The sequence below is a fragment of the Trinickia sp. genome, assembly GCF_051953405.1.
Classification (GTDB): domain Bacteria; phylum Pseudomonadota; class Gammaproteobacteria; order Burkholderiales; family Burkholderiaceae; genus Trinickia.
In genome coordinates, this window is the sequence record NZ_JBQCIV010000062.1 from 35,325 (window position 1) to 49,114 (window position 13,790).

At 64.5% G+C, this 13,790-nt stretch carries 16 protein-coding genes; 8 read left to right on the forward strand and 8 right to left on the reverse strand.

Features of this window, described 5'->3' with window-relative positions:
• Window positions 1-21: 21 nt before the first annotated feature.
• From ACTHN9_RS10100 to plsY, 4 genes are all read left to right on the forward strand, one after another.
• Window positions 22-507, forward strand: a complete 486-nt coding sequence (locus tag ACTHN9_RS10100) for a methylated-DNA--[protein]-cysteine S-methyltransferase (protein WP_440536620.1) — start codon at window positions 22-24, stop codon at window positions 505-507.
• Complete coding sequence (gene xerD / locus ACTHN9_RS10105; protein WP_440536621.1) at window positions 504-1,487, forward strand: site-specific tyrosine recombinase XerD; 984 nt, start codon at window positions 504-506, stop codon at window positions 1,485-1,487. The genes ACTHN9_RS10100 and xerD overlap by 4 nt, the downstream gene beginning before the upstream one ends.
• 73 nt (window positions 1,488-1,560) lie before the next feature.
• Window positions 1,561-2,052, forward strand: a complete 492-nt coding sequence (ybaK, locus tag ACTHN9_RS10110) for a Cys-tRNA(Pro) deacylase (protein WP_440536622.1) — start codon at window positions 1,561-1,563, stop codon at window positions 2,050-2,052.
• A gap of 74 nt (window positions 2,053-2,126) precedes the next feature.
• Complete coding sequence (gene plsY / locus ACTHN9_RS10115) at window positions 2,127-2,786, forward strand: glycerol-3-phosphate 1-O-acyltransferase PlsY (protein ID WP_440536623.1); 660 nt, start codon at window positions 2,127-2,129, stop codon at window positions 2,784-2,786.
• A gap of 34 nt (window positions 2,787-2,820) precedes the next feature.
• On the opposite strand, the gene ACTHN9_RS10120 is transcribed toward plsY, so the two are convergent.
• On the reverse strand, window positions 2,821-3,306 hold the full coding sequence (locus ACTHN9_RS10120; RefSeq protein ID WP_440536624.1) for a YajQ family cyclic di-GMP-binding protein: 486 nt from the start codon (window positions 3,304-3,306) through the stop codon (window positions 2,821-2,823).
• Between the two features lie 244 nt (window positions 3,307-3,550).
• Between ACTHN9_RS10120 and murB the strand changes: the two genes are divergently transcribed.
• Window positions 3,551-4,588 (forward strand): UDP-N-acetylmuramate dehydrogenase, encoded by a 1,038-nt coding sequence (gene murB / locus ACTHN9_RS10125; RefSeq protein WP_440536625.1) that lies wholly within the window; start codon window positions 3,551-3,553, stop codon window positions 4,586-4,588.
• A 116-nt stretch (window positions 4,589-4,704) separates the two neighbouring features.
• Here the strand turns inward: murB and argF are convergent, their stop codons facing one another.
• The gene (gene argF / locus ACTHN9_RS10130; protein WP_440536626.1) at window positions 4,705-5,634 is read right to left on the reverse strand and encodes an ornithine carbamoyltransferase; all 930 of its coding nucleotides are present in this window, start codon (window positions 5,632-5,634) and stop codon (window positions 4,705-4,707) included.
• 243 nt (window positions 5,635-5,877) lie between these two features.
• Here argF and ACTHN9_RS10135 point away from each other — a divergent pair, with 243 nt between their 5' ends.
• Window positions 5,878-6,207, forward strand: coding sequence for a DUF3579 domain-containing protein (locus ACTHN9_RS10135; RefSeq protein ID WP_440536627.1), 330 nt, complete (start codon window positions 5,878-5,880; stop codon window positions 6,205-6,207).
• Between the two features lie 292 nt (window positions 6,208-6,499).
• Here ACTHN9_RS10135 and rpsT read toward each other — a convergent pair whose 3' ends face one another.
• Window positions 6,500-6,772, reverse strand: a complete 273-nt coding sequence (rpsT, locus tag ACTHN9_RS10140) for a 30S ribosomal protein S20 (protein WP_102647170.1) — start codon at window positions 6,770-6,772, stop codon at window positions 6,500-6,502.
• 522 nt (window positions 6,773-7,294) lie between these two features.
• Between rpsT and murJ the strand changes: the two genes are divergently transcribed.
• Together murJ and ACTHN9_RS10150 are read left to right on the forward strand one after the other, a co-directional pair.
• The gene (gene murJ / locus ACTHN9_RS10145) at window positions 7,295-8,845 is read left to right on the forward strand and encodes a murein biosynthesis integral membrane protein MurJ (protein ID WP_440536628.1); all 1,551 of its coding nucleotides are present in this window, start codon (window positions 7,295-7,297) and stop codon (window positions 8,843-8,845) included.
• 5 nt (window positions 8,846-8,850) lie between these two features.
• Window positions 8,851-9,690: a SirB1 family protein gene (locus tag ACTHN9_RS10150; RefSeq protein ID WP_440536629.1), complete on the forward strand. Its 840-nt coding sequence runs from the start codon at window positions 8,851-8,853 to the stop codon at window positions 9,688-9,690.
• Window positions 9,691-9,844: 154 nt separating this feature from the next.
• Here ACTHN9_RS10150 and ACTHN9_RS10155 read toward each other — a convergent pair whose 3' ends face one another.
• The 5 genes from ACTHN9_RS10155 to lpxK all read right to left on the reverse strand — a co-directional run bounded on the left by ACTHN9_RS10155 (window position 9,845) and on the right by lpxK (window position 13,772).
• A complete protein-coding gene (locus ACTHN9_RS10155) occupies window positions 9,845-10,603 on the reverse strand; it encodes a 3-hydroxyacyl-CoA dehydrogenase (RefSeq protein ID WP_440536630.1) in 759 nt (252 codons plus the stop codon).
• 151 nt (window positions 10,604-10,754) lie between these two features.
• Complete coding sequence (gene adk / locus ACTHN9_RS10160; RefSeq protein ID WP_440536631.1) at window positions 10,755-11,417, reverse strand: adenylate kinase; 663 nt, start codon at window positions 11,415-11,417, stop codon at window positions 10,755-10,757.
• Window positions 11,418-11,688: 271 nt separating this feature from the next.
• The gene (kdsB, locus tag ACTHN9_RS10165; protein ID WP_440536632.1) at window positions 11,689-12,513 is read right to left on the reverse strand and encodes a 3-deoxy-manno-octulosonate cytidylyltransferase; all 825 of its coding nucleotides are present in this window, start codon (window positions 12,511-12,513) and stop codon (window positions 11,689-11,691) included.
• A 52-nt stretch (window positions 12,514-12,565) separates the two neighbouring features.
• A complete protein-coding gene (locus ACTHN9_RS10170; protein ID WP_440536633.1) occupies window positions 12,566-12,772 on the reverse strand; it encodes a Trm112 family protein in 207 nt (68 codons plus the stop codon).
• The gene (gene lpxK / locus ACTHN9_RS10175) at window positions 12,753-13,772 is read right to left on the reverse strand and encodes a tetraacyldisaccharide 4'-kinase (protein WP_440536634.1); all 1,020 of its coding nucleotides are present in this window, start codon (window positions 13,770-13,772) and stop codon (window positions 12,753-12,755) included. The genes ACTHN9_RS10170 and lpxK overlap by 20 nt, the downstream gene beginning before the upstream one ends.
• Window positions 13,773-13,790: the final 18 nt, after the last annotated feature.

The window sequence follows — 13,790 nt, forward strand, 5'->3', positions numbered from 1 at the left end:
TCGGAGAGCAGGAGAGCTGCGATGTACCACGCTGTCGTCGAAGCGCCGTTCGGCAAAGTCGGGATCGAAGTCGATGCCGCGGCCGGCGTCGTCCGCTCGATCGCCTATCTCGAGGATTCGGTGCCGGCCCGCGCGCCCGATTCGGCCATCGCGACACGCGCTAGCGAGCAGATCGAGCGCTATTTGGCCGATGCCGGCGCCCCTTTCGATCTGCCGCTCGCCGATGCGGGCACGCCGTTTCAGCGCCGCGTCTGGCAAGCGATGTGCGAGATCCCGGTCGGCAGCGTGATGACCTACGGCGCACTCGCGCGGCAGGTGGACGGCGTGGCGCGCGCGGTGGGACAGGCCTGCGGCGACAATCCGTTTCCGCTCGTGATCCCATGCCATCGCGTGGTGGCGGCGAACGGTCTGGGCGGTTTCTCCCATCATGCGGGCGACGGCTTCTACCCGCGCGTCAAGCGCTGGCTGCTGGCGCATGAAAGCCGTCAATTGGCGCTCGGGCTATGAGCGAAACGAACGGTTTTGCCGTGGCCGAGACGCCGGATGCCGCTGCGGCAGCGAACGACGCGCCGGTCGATCCCGCGCTACAGGCCCTTCAGGCTGCCAACGTGCGATCGATCGATGCATTCGGCGACGCGCTGTGGCTCGAGCACGGCCTCGCGCGCAATACGCTCGATGCCTACGGCCGGGATCTACGGCTCTTCGCCGACTGGCTCGCGCGTACGCAAGGCGTCGGGATCGACGCCGCAAGCGAAGCGCACATCAACGGCTACCTCGCGGCCCGCAGCGACGGCAAACCGACCTCCGCGAATCGCCGTCTTTCCGTCTTTCGCCGCTATTACGCCTGGGCGCTGCGCGAACACCGGATCGCCGCCGATCCGACGATGCGCATTCGGTCGGCCAAGCAAGCGCCGCGGTTTCCGTCGACGTTGACGGAGGCACAGGTGGAGGCACTGCTCGCGGCGCCCGACGTCGAGACCGCGCTCGGGTTGCGCGATCGCACGATGCTCGAACTCATGTATGCGAGCGGATTGCGCGTGAGCGAACTCGTGGCGCTCAAAACGGTGGAAGTCGGCTTGAACGAGGGCGTTGTCCGTGTGATGGGCAAGGGCTCCAAAGAGCGGCTCGTGCCGTTCGGCGAAGAGGCGCATGGATGGATCGCCCGCTATTTGCGCGAGGCACGGCCGGCGCTCATGGGCGCGCGAGCGGCCGACGCGCTGTTCGTCACCGGCCGCGGCGAGGGCATGACGCGCCAGCAGTTTTGGAACATCATCAAGCGGCACGCGCGCGCAGCCGATGTGCGCACGCCGTTGTCGCCGCACACGCTGCGCCACGCCTTCGCGACGCACCTCATCAATCACGGTGCCGACCTGCGTGTCGTGCAGCTATTGCTCGGCCACGCCGATATTTCGACGACGCAAATCTACACGCACGTCGCCCGCGAGCGCTTGAAGGTCTTGCACGCGGCGCACCATCCGCGCGGGTAGACGCAAGGGCGCGGCCGAACGCGGTGCCGCGCGAAAGATGAAAGGGCGGGGCGGTTGCGCTTACAATGCGCCGATGAGCAAAACCAAACATGTCTCGGAGACCCAGGCCACGCAGTTCTTGCGTCGCCACGACGTGCCCTTCGGCGAGCACCCCTACGAGTACATCGAGCATGGCGGCACGGCCGAATCCGCGCGTCAGCTCGGCGTGGACGAGCACTGCGTGGTCAAGACGCTCGTCATGGAAGACGAGAACGCCAAGCCGCTGATCGTCCTCATGCATGGCGACCGTACCGTGTCGACGAAAAACTTGGCCCGGCAGATCGGGGCCAAGCGCGTCGAGCCTTGCAAGCCCGAGGTTGCCAACCGCCATTCCGGTTACCTGGTGGGCGGCACGTCGCCGTTCGGGACGAAAAAGACGATGCCCGTCTACGTCGAATCGAGCATCCTCGAACTCGGTTCGATCTACCTGAACGGCGGGCGTCGCGGCTATCTCGTGAGTCTCTCGCCCTCGGTGTTGACCGCATTGCTCGGCGCGCGCCCCGTGCAATGCGCCAGCAGCGAATGAGCCGCGCCGTTCTGTAGAATGAGCCGCCCGCGCGCGCTGCGCGCTATGCCCGCCAAGTCGAAAGAGTCACTGCTATGTCATTGCTGATCGCCACCGTAGCCGCCTATTTGATCGGATCGATCTCGTTCGCCGTGATCGTCAGCGCCGCCATGGGGCTGGCCGATCCCCGCTCGTACGGATCGAAGAACCCCGGCGCGACGAACGTGCTGCGCAGCGGCAACAAGACCGCGGCCATCCTCACGCTCCTCGGCGACGCCTTCAAAGGCTGGCTCGCCGTGTGGCTCGTCGCGCGCTTCGGGCCTAGGTTCGGCCTGGACGATACGGCGGTGGCGCTGGCCGCGATCGCCGTGTTCTTGGGGCACCTCTACCCGATCTTCTTCAAGTTCAAAGGCGGCAAGGGGGTGGCGACGGCGGCCGGCGTGTTGCTTGCGATCAACCCGGTACTCGGTCTGGCCACCGCGCTGACCTGGCTCATCATTGCCTTCTTCTTCCGCTATTCCTCGTTCGCCGCGCTCATGGCGGCGGTGTTCGCGCCGCTGTTCGACATCTTTATGTTCGGTGCCAATCGGATTGCATGGGCGGTGTTCGCGATGAGCGCGCTGCTCGTCTGGCGGCATCGGGCCAACATCGCCAAGCTGATCGCCGGCACGGAAAGCCGGATCGGCGCGAAGAAGGGCGACGCGCAAGCCGGCGGCAAGCCCGGCGCGGGTGCGGCGCATGCCCGCAAACGTTGAGCGCGCGGGGGGCGCGCCGAACGCCCGGGGCTAGTTAATCGCGGAAGTTGTTGAAATCGAGCGGGGTGTCCGTGACATCCTTGCGCAGCATGGCGATGACGCTCTGCAAATCGTCGCGCTTGGTACCCGTCACGCGTACGGCGTCGCCTTGGATGCTCGCTTGCACCTTGATCTTGCTGTCTTTGACGAGCTTGACGATTTTCTTGGCCAGATCGCCCGATACGCCTTTCTTGATCGTGACGACCTGCTTGACCTTGTCGCCCCCGATCTTTTCGACCTTCCCGTAATCGAGGAAGCGCACGTCGACATTGCGCTTGGCCATCTTCGAGAGCACGACGTCTTTGACCTGACCGAGCTTGAAGTCGTCGTCGGCGAACATCGTCAGCTCCCGCTCCTTTTGCTCGACTCGCGCGTCCGATCCTTTGAAATCGAAGCGCGTGGAGATTTCCTTGTTGGATTGCTCGATCGCGTTTTTCACTTCGATCATATTGGCTTCGCAGACGACATCGAACGACGGCATATTCATTCCTCCCAGCTATGTTTTGGACGGCACCCGCGCTTGTAGCGGCGCGCACCGCATGCATCGCGTACGTGCCCGAGCAGGTGGTGCGCTTCGGGCACTCGCTATAATCACGACCGAACGCCATTTTACCGACGCATTTCTTCCGAGAAAACGTCGGGCCGCGGCTGCGCGATACTCGCATTGTGCAACGCCTGGCCCGGCGGCGCAGCGTAAGCCCCTCTTCGCCGATGTCCCGTTCCCGATGTCCCGTCCCTATACCGAGCCGTTCTTGCTGCTACCCGACTACTCGCTACGCGCGCACAACACGTTCGGCTTCGATGCTCGAGCCCGCTGGTTCTGCCGCATCGAATCGCCCGCTCAATTCCTCGCGGCCTTGCATGACCCGCGTGTGACCGGCTTGCCGCATCTCGTGCTCGGCGGCGGCAGCAACGTCGTTCTCACGCGCGATTTCGACGGTGTCGTCTTGCTCGTCGCGCTCATGGGTAAGCGCGTGGTTCGCGAGGACAGCGAGGCCTGGTATGTCGAAGCGGCCGCCGGAGAAAGCTGGCATGGGTTCGTGGCGTGGACGCTCGCGAACGGCTTGCCCGGGCTCGAGAACTTGGCGCTGATTCCGGGGACCGTCGGCGCGGCGCCGATCCAAAACATCGGCGCCTACGGCCTCGAAATGGCCGAACGTTTCGATTCCTTGCGCGCGCTCGAACTGGCGACGGGCCGAACCGTGGAACTCGACGCCGGCCAATGTCGATTCGGCTACCGCGACAGCTTCTTCAAGCAAGCGGGACGGGATCGTTTTGCCATCGTTTCGGTTACGTTTCGTCTGCCGAAGGTCTGGGCGCCTCGCGCCGGCTATGCGGACGTGGCGCGTGCGCTCGAGGCGAGCGGGGGCGAAGCGACGCCGCAAGGCATCTTCGATGCCGTTGTCGCGGTGCGTCGAGCGAAGTTGCCGGATCCGGCCAAGCTCGGCAATGCGGGGAGTTTTTTCAAGAACCCTGTGGTCGATACCGAAGCGTTCGAGGCGCTGCGCGCGCGCGAGCCGCAGATCGCGTCGTATCCGCAAGCCGATGGCCGCGTCAAGCTGGCGGCGGGCTGGCTCATCGATCGATGCGGTTGGAAAGGGCGGGCGATGGGGGCGGCAGCCGTTCACGAACGGCAGGCGCTGGTGCTCGTCAATCGCGGCGGCGCCACCGGGGCGCAGGTGCTCGCGCTCGCGCAGGCGATCCAGGACGATGTGCGCGAGCGGTACGGGGTGCGGCTGGAGCCCGAGCCTGTTGTCGTTTAACGTTCGGGCTTCGACGGCTTAAGGCTTGCGGCTCGTGGCTCGTGGCTGCGGCATCGCGGGCCGCTTCGCCAGCGCGCGGGCCGCGAGCATGGCGAGGGCCGACGCGGCGCATTCGCTCAGTGGTTGAGCTTGCCGAGCAGCAGGAATTCCATCAGCGCTTTTTGGACATGCAGCCGGTTCTCGGCTTCGTCCCACACGACGCTTTGCGGGCCGTCGATCACGTCGGCGCTGACTTCCTCGCCGCGATGGGCGGGCAGGCAGTGCATGAACAGGGCGTCGGGATGGGCTCGCCCCATCATTTCCGCATCGACGCACCAATCGGCGAACGCAGCCTTACGCACCTCGTTCTCGGCCTCGAATCCCATGCTGGTCCACACATCGGTCGTGACGAGATCGGCGCCTTCGCAGGCTTGGTTCGGATCGTCGAACAGGTCGTAACACGCGGCGCTGCCGGGTGCGACGAGCGCCGCATCGAGTCCATAGCCGGGCGGCGTCGAAATACGCAGCTTGAAGTCGAGAATTTGCGCGGCTTCGATCCACGTATAGAGCATGTTATTGGCGTCGCCCACCCACGCTACCGTCTTGCCGGCGATCGGGCCCCGATGCTCGTAGAACGTGAAGATATCGGCGAGCACCTGGCACGGATGGTATTCGTTCGTCAGGCCGTTGATGACGGGCACGCGCGAATTTTCCGCGAAGCGGCGAATGATGTCCTGGCCGAACGTGCGGATCATGATGATGTCGACCATGCGCGAGATCACTTGCGCCGCGTCTTCGATCGGCTCGCCGCGGCCCAATTGGGTATCGCGCGTGCTCATGAACACGGCGTGGCCGCCGAGTTGGAAGATGCCGGCTTCGAAGGAGAGCCGCGTACGCGTCGAGTTCTTTTCGAAAATCATCGCGAGCGTGCGGTCGTGCAGCGGATGGTACGTCTCGTAGTTCTTGAACTTGCGTTTCAGGATGCGCGCGCGTTCTAGCACGTACTCGTAGTCGTCCCGGGAGAAATCGTTGAACTGCAGGTAGTGACGGATTTGTTTGGCGGCCATAAAACGAATACGGCGGGCTTGACCCGGTGCGCCGGCACCGGACGGCGCCGCCGTCGGATGTGGTAACTGCAAGCAGCATAAAGGATTTTTTTCGTTTGACGAGCCGGCGAGCCAGCGCCTAAGCGCGTGTCGCCCTCGCGGCCGCTTGTGTGCAGTGCGGCAAAGGTCGCTTCTGGTGGTATAATCGACGAGTTTTCCCAAGCCCGGCGGGCAGGCTTCGGGCACGTCTCATGGGTTTCTTACATGGCCGAAGCATCCCACACTGAATACTTCATTCAAGGCATCACGAAGGGCGGAAAGAAATTCCGGCCCAGTGATTGGTCGGAGCGTCTGGCAGGGGTCATGTCCTGTTACGGCCCCGGCGCCCAGGGCCCGAATGCGCGGCTACAGTACTCGCGCTACGTCCGCCCCATTCTTCTCGGCGATCTCAAATGCGTCATCATCGATTCGCGGCTGCGCGACATCGAACCGATGGCATTCGACTTCGTGATGAATTTCGCGAAAGACAACGACCTGGTCGTTACCGAGGCTTGCGAGCTGCCGGACGATCACGGCGCGACGCGTAAAGGGTAGGCGGCCTCGGCCGTCACGCTTTTTCTTCCATCTCATTCGAATTTCCGGCGCGGCGACGAGCCGAGGCCCATGACAATGCGCCGAATAGGCGCGCAAAAAAGCCCGCAATCTTCACATTGCGGGCTTTTTTTATTGCCGAGGCTACCTGGCGACCGATTGGCCTGTGGACGGATCCCCGGGCAACAACCGCTCGTCGGCAAGGCAAAAGCGCCTCAGCTGTCCCTCTGCTTGTCGAGACGCTTAGAGGCGCTTAACGACCTTCAGTGACGCTAGGCGAGACGCCGAGCGTCGCTTAAGCGGCGGCTTGCAGACCCTTGATGGCTGCGGCCAGGCGGCTCTTATGGCGAGCGGCCTTGTTCTTATGCACGATCTTCTTGTCGGCGATGATGTCCATCGTCTTTGCCGAAGCGCGGAAAAGCTCCGCTGCCTTGGCTTGGTCGCCGGCTTCGATTGCCTTGCGGACAGCCTTGACAGCCGTGCGGTACTTCGAGCGCAGAGCCGAGTTATGCGAGTTCGCCTTCGCGGCTTGGCGGGCGCGCTTGCGTGCTTGTGCGGAGTTAGCCATGAGAGTTCCTTGTCCTGTACTGTTTCGGCGCCCGGCCGGTAGGCCGATCGAGTGCCGCTTTTGGTCCAAACTTCCGGAAGCGATTGCCCGGAAGCGCAAAAAGATCGACGAAGCGTGCTCGTGGTTTTCGCGATGATGCTGCCGCGAACACGGTGCCAGGCGACCACTCGCCGGCGCTCGCCGTTGGGTCCTCGTTGGGTCCTTGTTGGGCCCTAAGTCGGCCTCTAAGCGGCCTCTCGGCCAGCAACCGGGGCCGGCCGAAAACGAGGAAAGGCCGGTTGGCGACCGAGGTCGAGCTTCGAAACGCGCGAGTATAGCAACAAAATCAGGCACATGGCAAGCGCGGGCCGGATGCGGGCCTAATACCTTATCGGTGCAACCTGACGCGGCCCCCGCGGTCGAAGGGGGCCGGATCGGAGTTCGCTCCAGCCGAGCGAGCGCCGCCCACCCACCCATGGCCGTGCGCTCTACCTTTCACAATGCGGACGGCTGGCCTCTGGCTGTCCGTATAATAGTCGCCCCATGAATCTATTCCGAGCCCTGCTGACGGTCAGCGGCTTCACGCTGCTGTCCCGCGTGACCGGTCTGGCCCGCGAGACGCTGATCGCCCGTGCGTTCGGCGCCAGTCAATTCACCGACGCGTTCTATGTCGCGTTTCGTATTCCCAACCTCCTGCGGCGCTTGTCCGCGGAAGGCGCGTTCTCGCAAGCATTCGTGCCGATCCTGGCCGAGTTCAAGAGCCAGCAAGGACACGATGCCACCAAAGCGCTCGTCGACGCGATGTCGACCGTGCTCGCCTGGGCGCTAGCGCTCGTCTCCGTGCTCGGCGTGGCGGGTTCGGCGTGGGTCGTGTATGTCGTGGCATCGGGGCTGCGCACCGACGGACAAGCGTTCGTGCTGGCCGTGACGATGACGCGAATCATGTTCCCGTACATCATCTTCATCTCGCTGACGACACTGGCCGCCGGCGTGTTGAATACCTACGGCAAATTTTCGCTGCCCGCGTTCGCGCCGGTGCTGCTCAATATCGTCTTCATCATCGCGGCGGCCTTCGTCGCGCCGCACATGAAGGTGCCGGTCTACGCGCTGGCGTGGGCCGTCATTGTTGGCGGCGTCTTGCAGTTCGTCGCGCAACTGCCTGCGCTGAGCAAAATCGACATGGCGCCGCGTATCGGGCTGAACCCGTTTTCCGCGCTCGCACACCGCGGCGTCAAGCGCGTGCTCGTGAAAATGGTGCCGGCGATGTTCGCGGTGTCGGTGGCGCAGATCAGCCTCATCATCAATACCAACATCGCCTCGCGTCTGGGGCCGGGCGCGGTTTCGTGGATCTATTACGCGGATCGCCTGATGGAATTTCCCACGGCCTTGCTCGGTGCGGCGCTCGGCACCATCTTGCTGCCAAGCCTGGCGAAGGCGCATGCCGATGCCGATCCGCACGAGTATTCGTCGCTGCTCGATTGGGGGCTGCGGGTGACGTTTCTGCTCGCCGTGCCGAGTGCGCTCGCGCTGTTTTTCTTCGCCCAACCGCTGACAGCGGGGCTGTTCGATTACGGCCGCTTCGACGCGCATTCGGTCGTGATGGTCGCCCGCGCGCTAGCCGCCTACGGCGTGGGCCTCGTGGGCATCATCCTCATCAAGATTCTCGCACCGGGCTTTTACGCCAAGCAGGACATCAAAACGCCCGTGAAGATCGGCGTCGCCGTGCTCGTGGTCACCCAGTTGTCGAACTACGCCTTCGTGCCCCTTCTGGCTCATGCGGGCCTGACGCTGAGTGTCGGGCTCGGCGCTTGCGTTAACGCATCGTTGTTGTTCATCGGCTTGCGCCGGCGTGGGATCTATACTCCATCGCACGGGTGGTTGCGCTTCCTCGTACAAATGGCGGGGGCTTCGTTGATCCTCGCGGGCGCGATGCATTGGTGCACGATCACGTTCGATTGGATCGGCATGCGGGCGCATCCGCTTGCGCGGATCGCATTGCTCGCCGCGTGCCTGGTGCTATTCGCTGCACTATATTTCAGTATCCTTTGGGTGATGGGCTTCAAATACGCGTATTTCAGAAGGCGTGCCAAGTGACGGCCATGACATCCGTACTCGATTACTTCGCCACCCTCGTTGCCGACGACGACAGCCTGCCTTTGACCGAGGCGGCGATTTCGCTCGCGCAGGATGCGTATCCCGATCTCGATCTCGAAGGCGTCCTCGCCGAACTCGACGAGATCGCGTTGCGCTTGAAGCGCCGCCTGCCGGAAGGCGCCGATCTCACCGAGAAAATCGGCGCGCTCAATCGCTTCTTCTTCCGCGAACTGGGCTTCGCCGGCAACCTGAACGATTATTACGATCCGGACAACAGCCACCTGAACGTGGTGCTCAAGCGCCGGCGCGGCATTCCGATCTCGCTGGCGGTGCTGTATCTCGAACTCGGCGAACAGATCGGCGTGCCGGTGAGGGGCGTGTCGTTCCCCGGGCATTTCCTGTTGCGCGTGACCTTGCCCGAGGGCGACGTCATGCTGGATCCGACCACGGGGCAGTCGCTCTCCGAGGCGCAGATGGTGGACATGCTCGAGCCTTACATCTCGCACACGGAGCAGTCGGTCGGCAACGCGCTGCGCATGCTGCTGCAGCCGGCCACGCCGCGCGAGATCGTGGCTCGCATGTTGCGCAACCTAAAGGCGGTGTATCTGCAGTCGGAGCGTTGGCAGCGGCTGCTGGCGGTGCAGCAGCGGCTCGTGGTGCTGTTGCCGGGCAGTATCGAAGAGGTGCGCGATCGCGGCTTCGCCTACGCGCGGCTCGATTATTTGCGGCCGGCGCTGGAGGATCTGGAGCGCTACCTGGACGATCGTCCCGATGCCGAAGATGCCATGACGGTCGAATCGCAGTTGAACGAATTGCGCCAGCGGACCGACCACGGCGGCGATTGAAGGCCGCTGTGTCGTACCGGGCGAGGTGCGCTCGCCTAGGCGCATACAAGTGCACACCAGGGCACACCAGGGCACACCAGGCTCGATATTCGAACGCCCGCCCGGCGCGCATAGGCGCCGGGCGGGCGTTTTCGTTAGACGCGCTCGCTGCCGATTACTTCGGCTGCATCCGAATCGCGCCGTCGAGGCGGATCACCTCGCCGTTGAGCATCGTGTTATCGAAAATCTGCTTGACCAGCATCGCGTACTCGTGAGGTTTGCCGAGCCGGGGCGGGAATGGGACCATCGCACCGAGCGCGTCCTGCACCTCCTGCGGCATGCCGAGCAGCATCGGCGTTTCGAAGATGCCGGGCGCGATGGTCATCACACGAATCGCGTTGCGCGACAGATCGCGTGCGATCGGTAGCGTCATGCCTGCGACGCCGCTCTTCGAGGCCGCATAGGCCGCCTGCCCGATTTGTCCGTCGAATGCCGCCACCGATGCCGTATTGACGATCACGCCGCGCTCGCCGTTTGCGTTCGGCGTGTTCTTCGACATTTCATGGGCCGCGAGCCGCAGCATGTTGAACGTGCCGATCAGGTTGATTTCGATCGTGCGCTGGAATTTGTCCAGCGGATGCGGGCCGTCCTTGCCCACGGTCTTGATCGCCGGCGCGACGCCCGCGCAATTGACGAGCCCGACGAGCGGGCCGAGGCGCGTCGCGGCCTCGACGGCCTGCTTTGCATCCGCTTCGCGGCTCACGTCGCATTTGACGAAGACGCCCTCAAGCTCGGCCGCGAGCCGGTTGCCCGCATCTTCGTTCAAATCGGCGATGACGACCTTGCCGCCGTGTTCGACGAAAAGCCGTGCCGTTGCCGCGCCGAGGCCGGACGCGCCGCCGGTGACTAAAAATGCGTTGCCGCGAATCTCCATGCTGGGGCTCCTTTCACGTTCTATGAGAGTACGGTCTCGCCGCCGCTCGGCTCGTGACCGGTTGGCATGCGGACCGTCGATGATTGTAATCGCTCGGGGACATAAAAAACCCGCCTCGAAAGGCGGGTTCTGCGAGCGGGGCGGTGCGACGCTACTTCAGCGCTTCGAACACGCGTTGCCGAATTTCGTCGACGCTGCCGAGGCCGGAGATGCGGCGATACTGCGGCGCGCTCAAGCCGTTTTCGACACCGCGCTGCGCCCATTGCTGGTAGTAATCGACGAGCGGTTTCGTCTGGGCGACATAGACGTCGAGACGCTTCTTCACCGTCTCTTCCTTGTCGTCGTCGCGTTGGATCAGCGGCTCGCCCGTGACGTCGTCCTTGCCTTCGACCTTCGGCGGATTGAACTTCACGTGGTAGGTGCGGCCCGATTGCGGGTGCGTGCGGCGTCCGCTCATGCGAACGACGATTTCGTCGAACGGCACGTCGATTTCGAGGACGTAATCGATCGCGACGCCCGCTTCCTTCATCGCCTCGGCCTGCGGCAGCGTGCGCGGAAAGCCGTCGAACAGATAGCCGTTCTTGCAATCGGCTTCGAGCAGACGCTCTTTCACGAGATTGATGATGAGCGCATCCGGCACGAGTTCGCCAGCGTCCATGAAGCGCTTGGCTTCCACGCCGAGCGGCGAGCCGGCCTTCACGGCCGCGCGCAGCATGTCACCGGTCGAAATCTGCGGAATCCCGAATTTCTCTTTGATGTAGTTCGCCTGGGTACCCTTGCCGGCGCCCGGCGCGCCCAACAGGATCAAACGCATGCTGTTCTCCGAATCGTATGTGAATGCTGCGGCGCGAAACGCAAAACGCACGACCTCGAATGCCAGTGGCAATGGGCTTCCTACCGTTGCGTCGCTCGCGGCGCAAAGGCGCATCGGCCGCGCCCGCGGGGCTTGCCGCGTCGAGCGTATCGACGCGAGAGGCCGCCGGTGGGCGACGAAGCGAAACGAACGGGAACCGGAAGCGAATAGTGCGAATGCTCGCGCAATCGGCCCTGATTATGCCATGCGTTAGGCCGCTCGCCGGAAAACGTTAGGTGTTTGATAGGAAAAGCGTGCGCACGCGCTCGAGATCGGCCGGCGTGTCGACGCCCGGTGCCGGCGCCTCGTGCGTCACGCGCACCGCGATGCGCTCGCCGTGCCACATGGCGCGTAGCTGCTCGAGCATCTCGGCCTGTTCGATCGGCGCTTGGGCGAGCGTGGGATACGTGCGCAGAAAGCGCGCGCGGTAGGCATACAGGCCGATGTGGCGCAGCACCGCGCCCGCACCGGTAGGCGGCGCGGGCATCGCAGCGATATCGATTGCTTGCGCGCGGCATTGCGGCGCATACGCATCGCGGTGCCATGGGATCGGCGCACGCGAGAAATACAGCGCCACGCCGCGCGCATCCAGTACGACCTTCACGACATTCGGATTGAAGACATCGGCCGCGTCGGCAATCGGATGCGCCGCCGTGGCGATCGCACAATCGGGTTGGGCCGCGAGATGCGACGCAACGTCGCAGATCAGCGCGGGATCGATCAACGGCTCGTCGCCTTGCACGTTGACGACGATCGTCTCGTCGGGCAGCGCAAGGGCTGTCGCCACTTCGGCGAGGCGATCCGTGCCCGAAGGGTGATCGGCGCGCGTGAGCAACGCCTCGAATCCATGTGCCTGAACGGCGCCCAGCACGCGCGCGTCGTCGGTGGCGATCAGGACGCGCTGGGCCCCGGCTGCACGCGCCCGTTCGGCTACGCGCACGACCATCGGCTTGCCGCCGATGTCGGCGAGCGGCTTTTCGGGCAGACGGGTGGAGGCCAGGCGGGCCGGGACGACAGCGACGAAAGGCGGTGCGTCTTGAGGGACGTGAGCGGTCATCGAAATCCGAACGAAGGCGTAGGGAAGGGCGTGTTGGGTGATGCGTGATGAGTTATGCGCCGCCGGCCGGATCGAGCGGCTCGAGCTGCGTGCCTTCGACGGTCTGGCGCGCTTCGTCGACGAGCATGACGGGGATGCCGTCGCGAATCGGATAGGCCAGTTTGTCGGCGTGGCAGATCAGTTCTTGCTGGGCGCGGTCGTAAGTGAGCGGTCCCTTGCAAATCGGGCAAACGAGGATTTCAAGCAGGCGAGCGTCCACGGAGTTTCTCCACAACCAGAGCAATGAGGCGAGCGGGGAGCGTGGCTTCGACCGGAACGACCCAGATACGAGCGTCACGCCAAGCGTTCAATTTTACTGCATCCTTCTCGGTCACCAAGATCGCGTCGGCGCTTTCGTCGACGAACGGGTTGTCGTGAAACGCGTAGTGATCGGGCAGGGCGCGCGTGGCGGGCGCGAGGCCGGCGGCGCGCAGCGTCGCGAAAAAGCGCTCGGGCGCGCCGATGCCGGCGGCGGCCAGCACGCGTTCGCCGGCAAATTGCGCGAGCGGACGTCGCCGGCTCGGATCGTCCAGGTGCCAGACGTCGCCCGGCGCGAGCGATAGCGCGAACGTGTTCGGCCAAGGCGGCAGCGCGCGATCGAACGGATTGTTCACGAGCGTGGCGTCGCGGCGCCGCGAAAGCGGCTCGCGCAAGGGGCCGGCGGGCAGCAGAAAGCCGTTGCCCCCCAGGCGCTGATCGAACACGACGAGTTCGACCGTGCGCGCGAGACGGTAATGCTGCAAACCGTCGTCGCTCACGATCACGTCGACGTCGTCGTGCGCGGCGCGCAACGCTTTCGCGCACGCGACGCGATCGCGGGCGACCCACACGGGCGCGCTCGTTCGGCGCGCAATCAGCACCGGCTCGTCGCCGACTTGCCCCGGGGACGAGACCGACGTCACCGGGCGCGGCTGCGTGCCGCTCGACCCGTAACCGCGCGAAATCACGCCCGGCGTGAATCCCGCGGTGCGCAGCGCTTCGACGAGCGCGATCACGGTGGGCGTCTTGCCGGTGCCGCCGACGGTGACATTGCCGACGACGACGACCGGCACGCCCACGTCTACTCGCTCGCGCCAGCCGAGCGCGAACGTGGCGCGGCGCAGGGCGGCGAGCGTGCCGAACAGGCAGGCGAGCGGCGTCATGGCCCATGCGAATGCGCCTTTGCGCTGCCATTGCTGCGTGACGTAAGCTTCGGCGCGTGCTTGGATACGGTCGGCCATGCGGTTCATCGTTCGTGC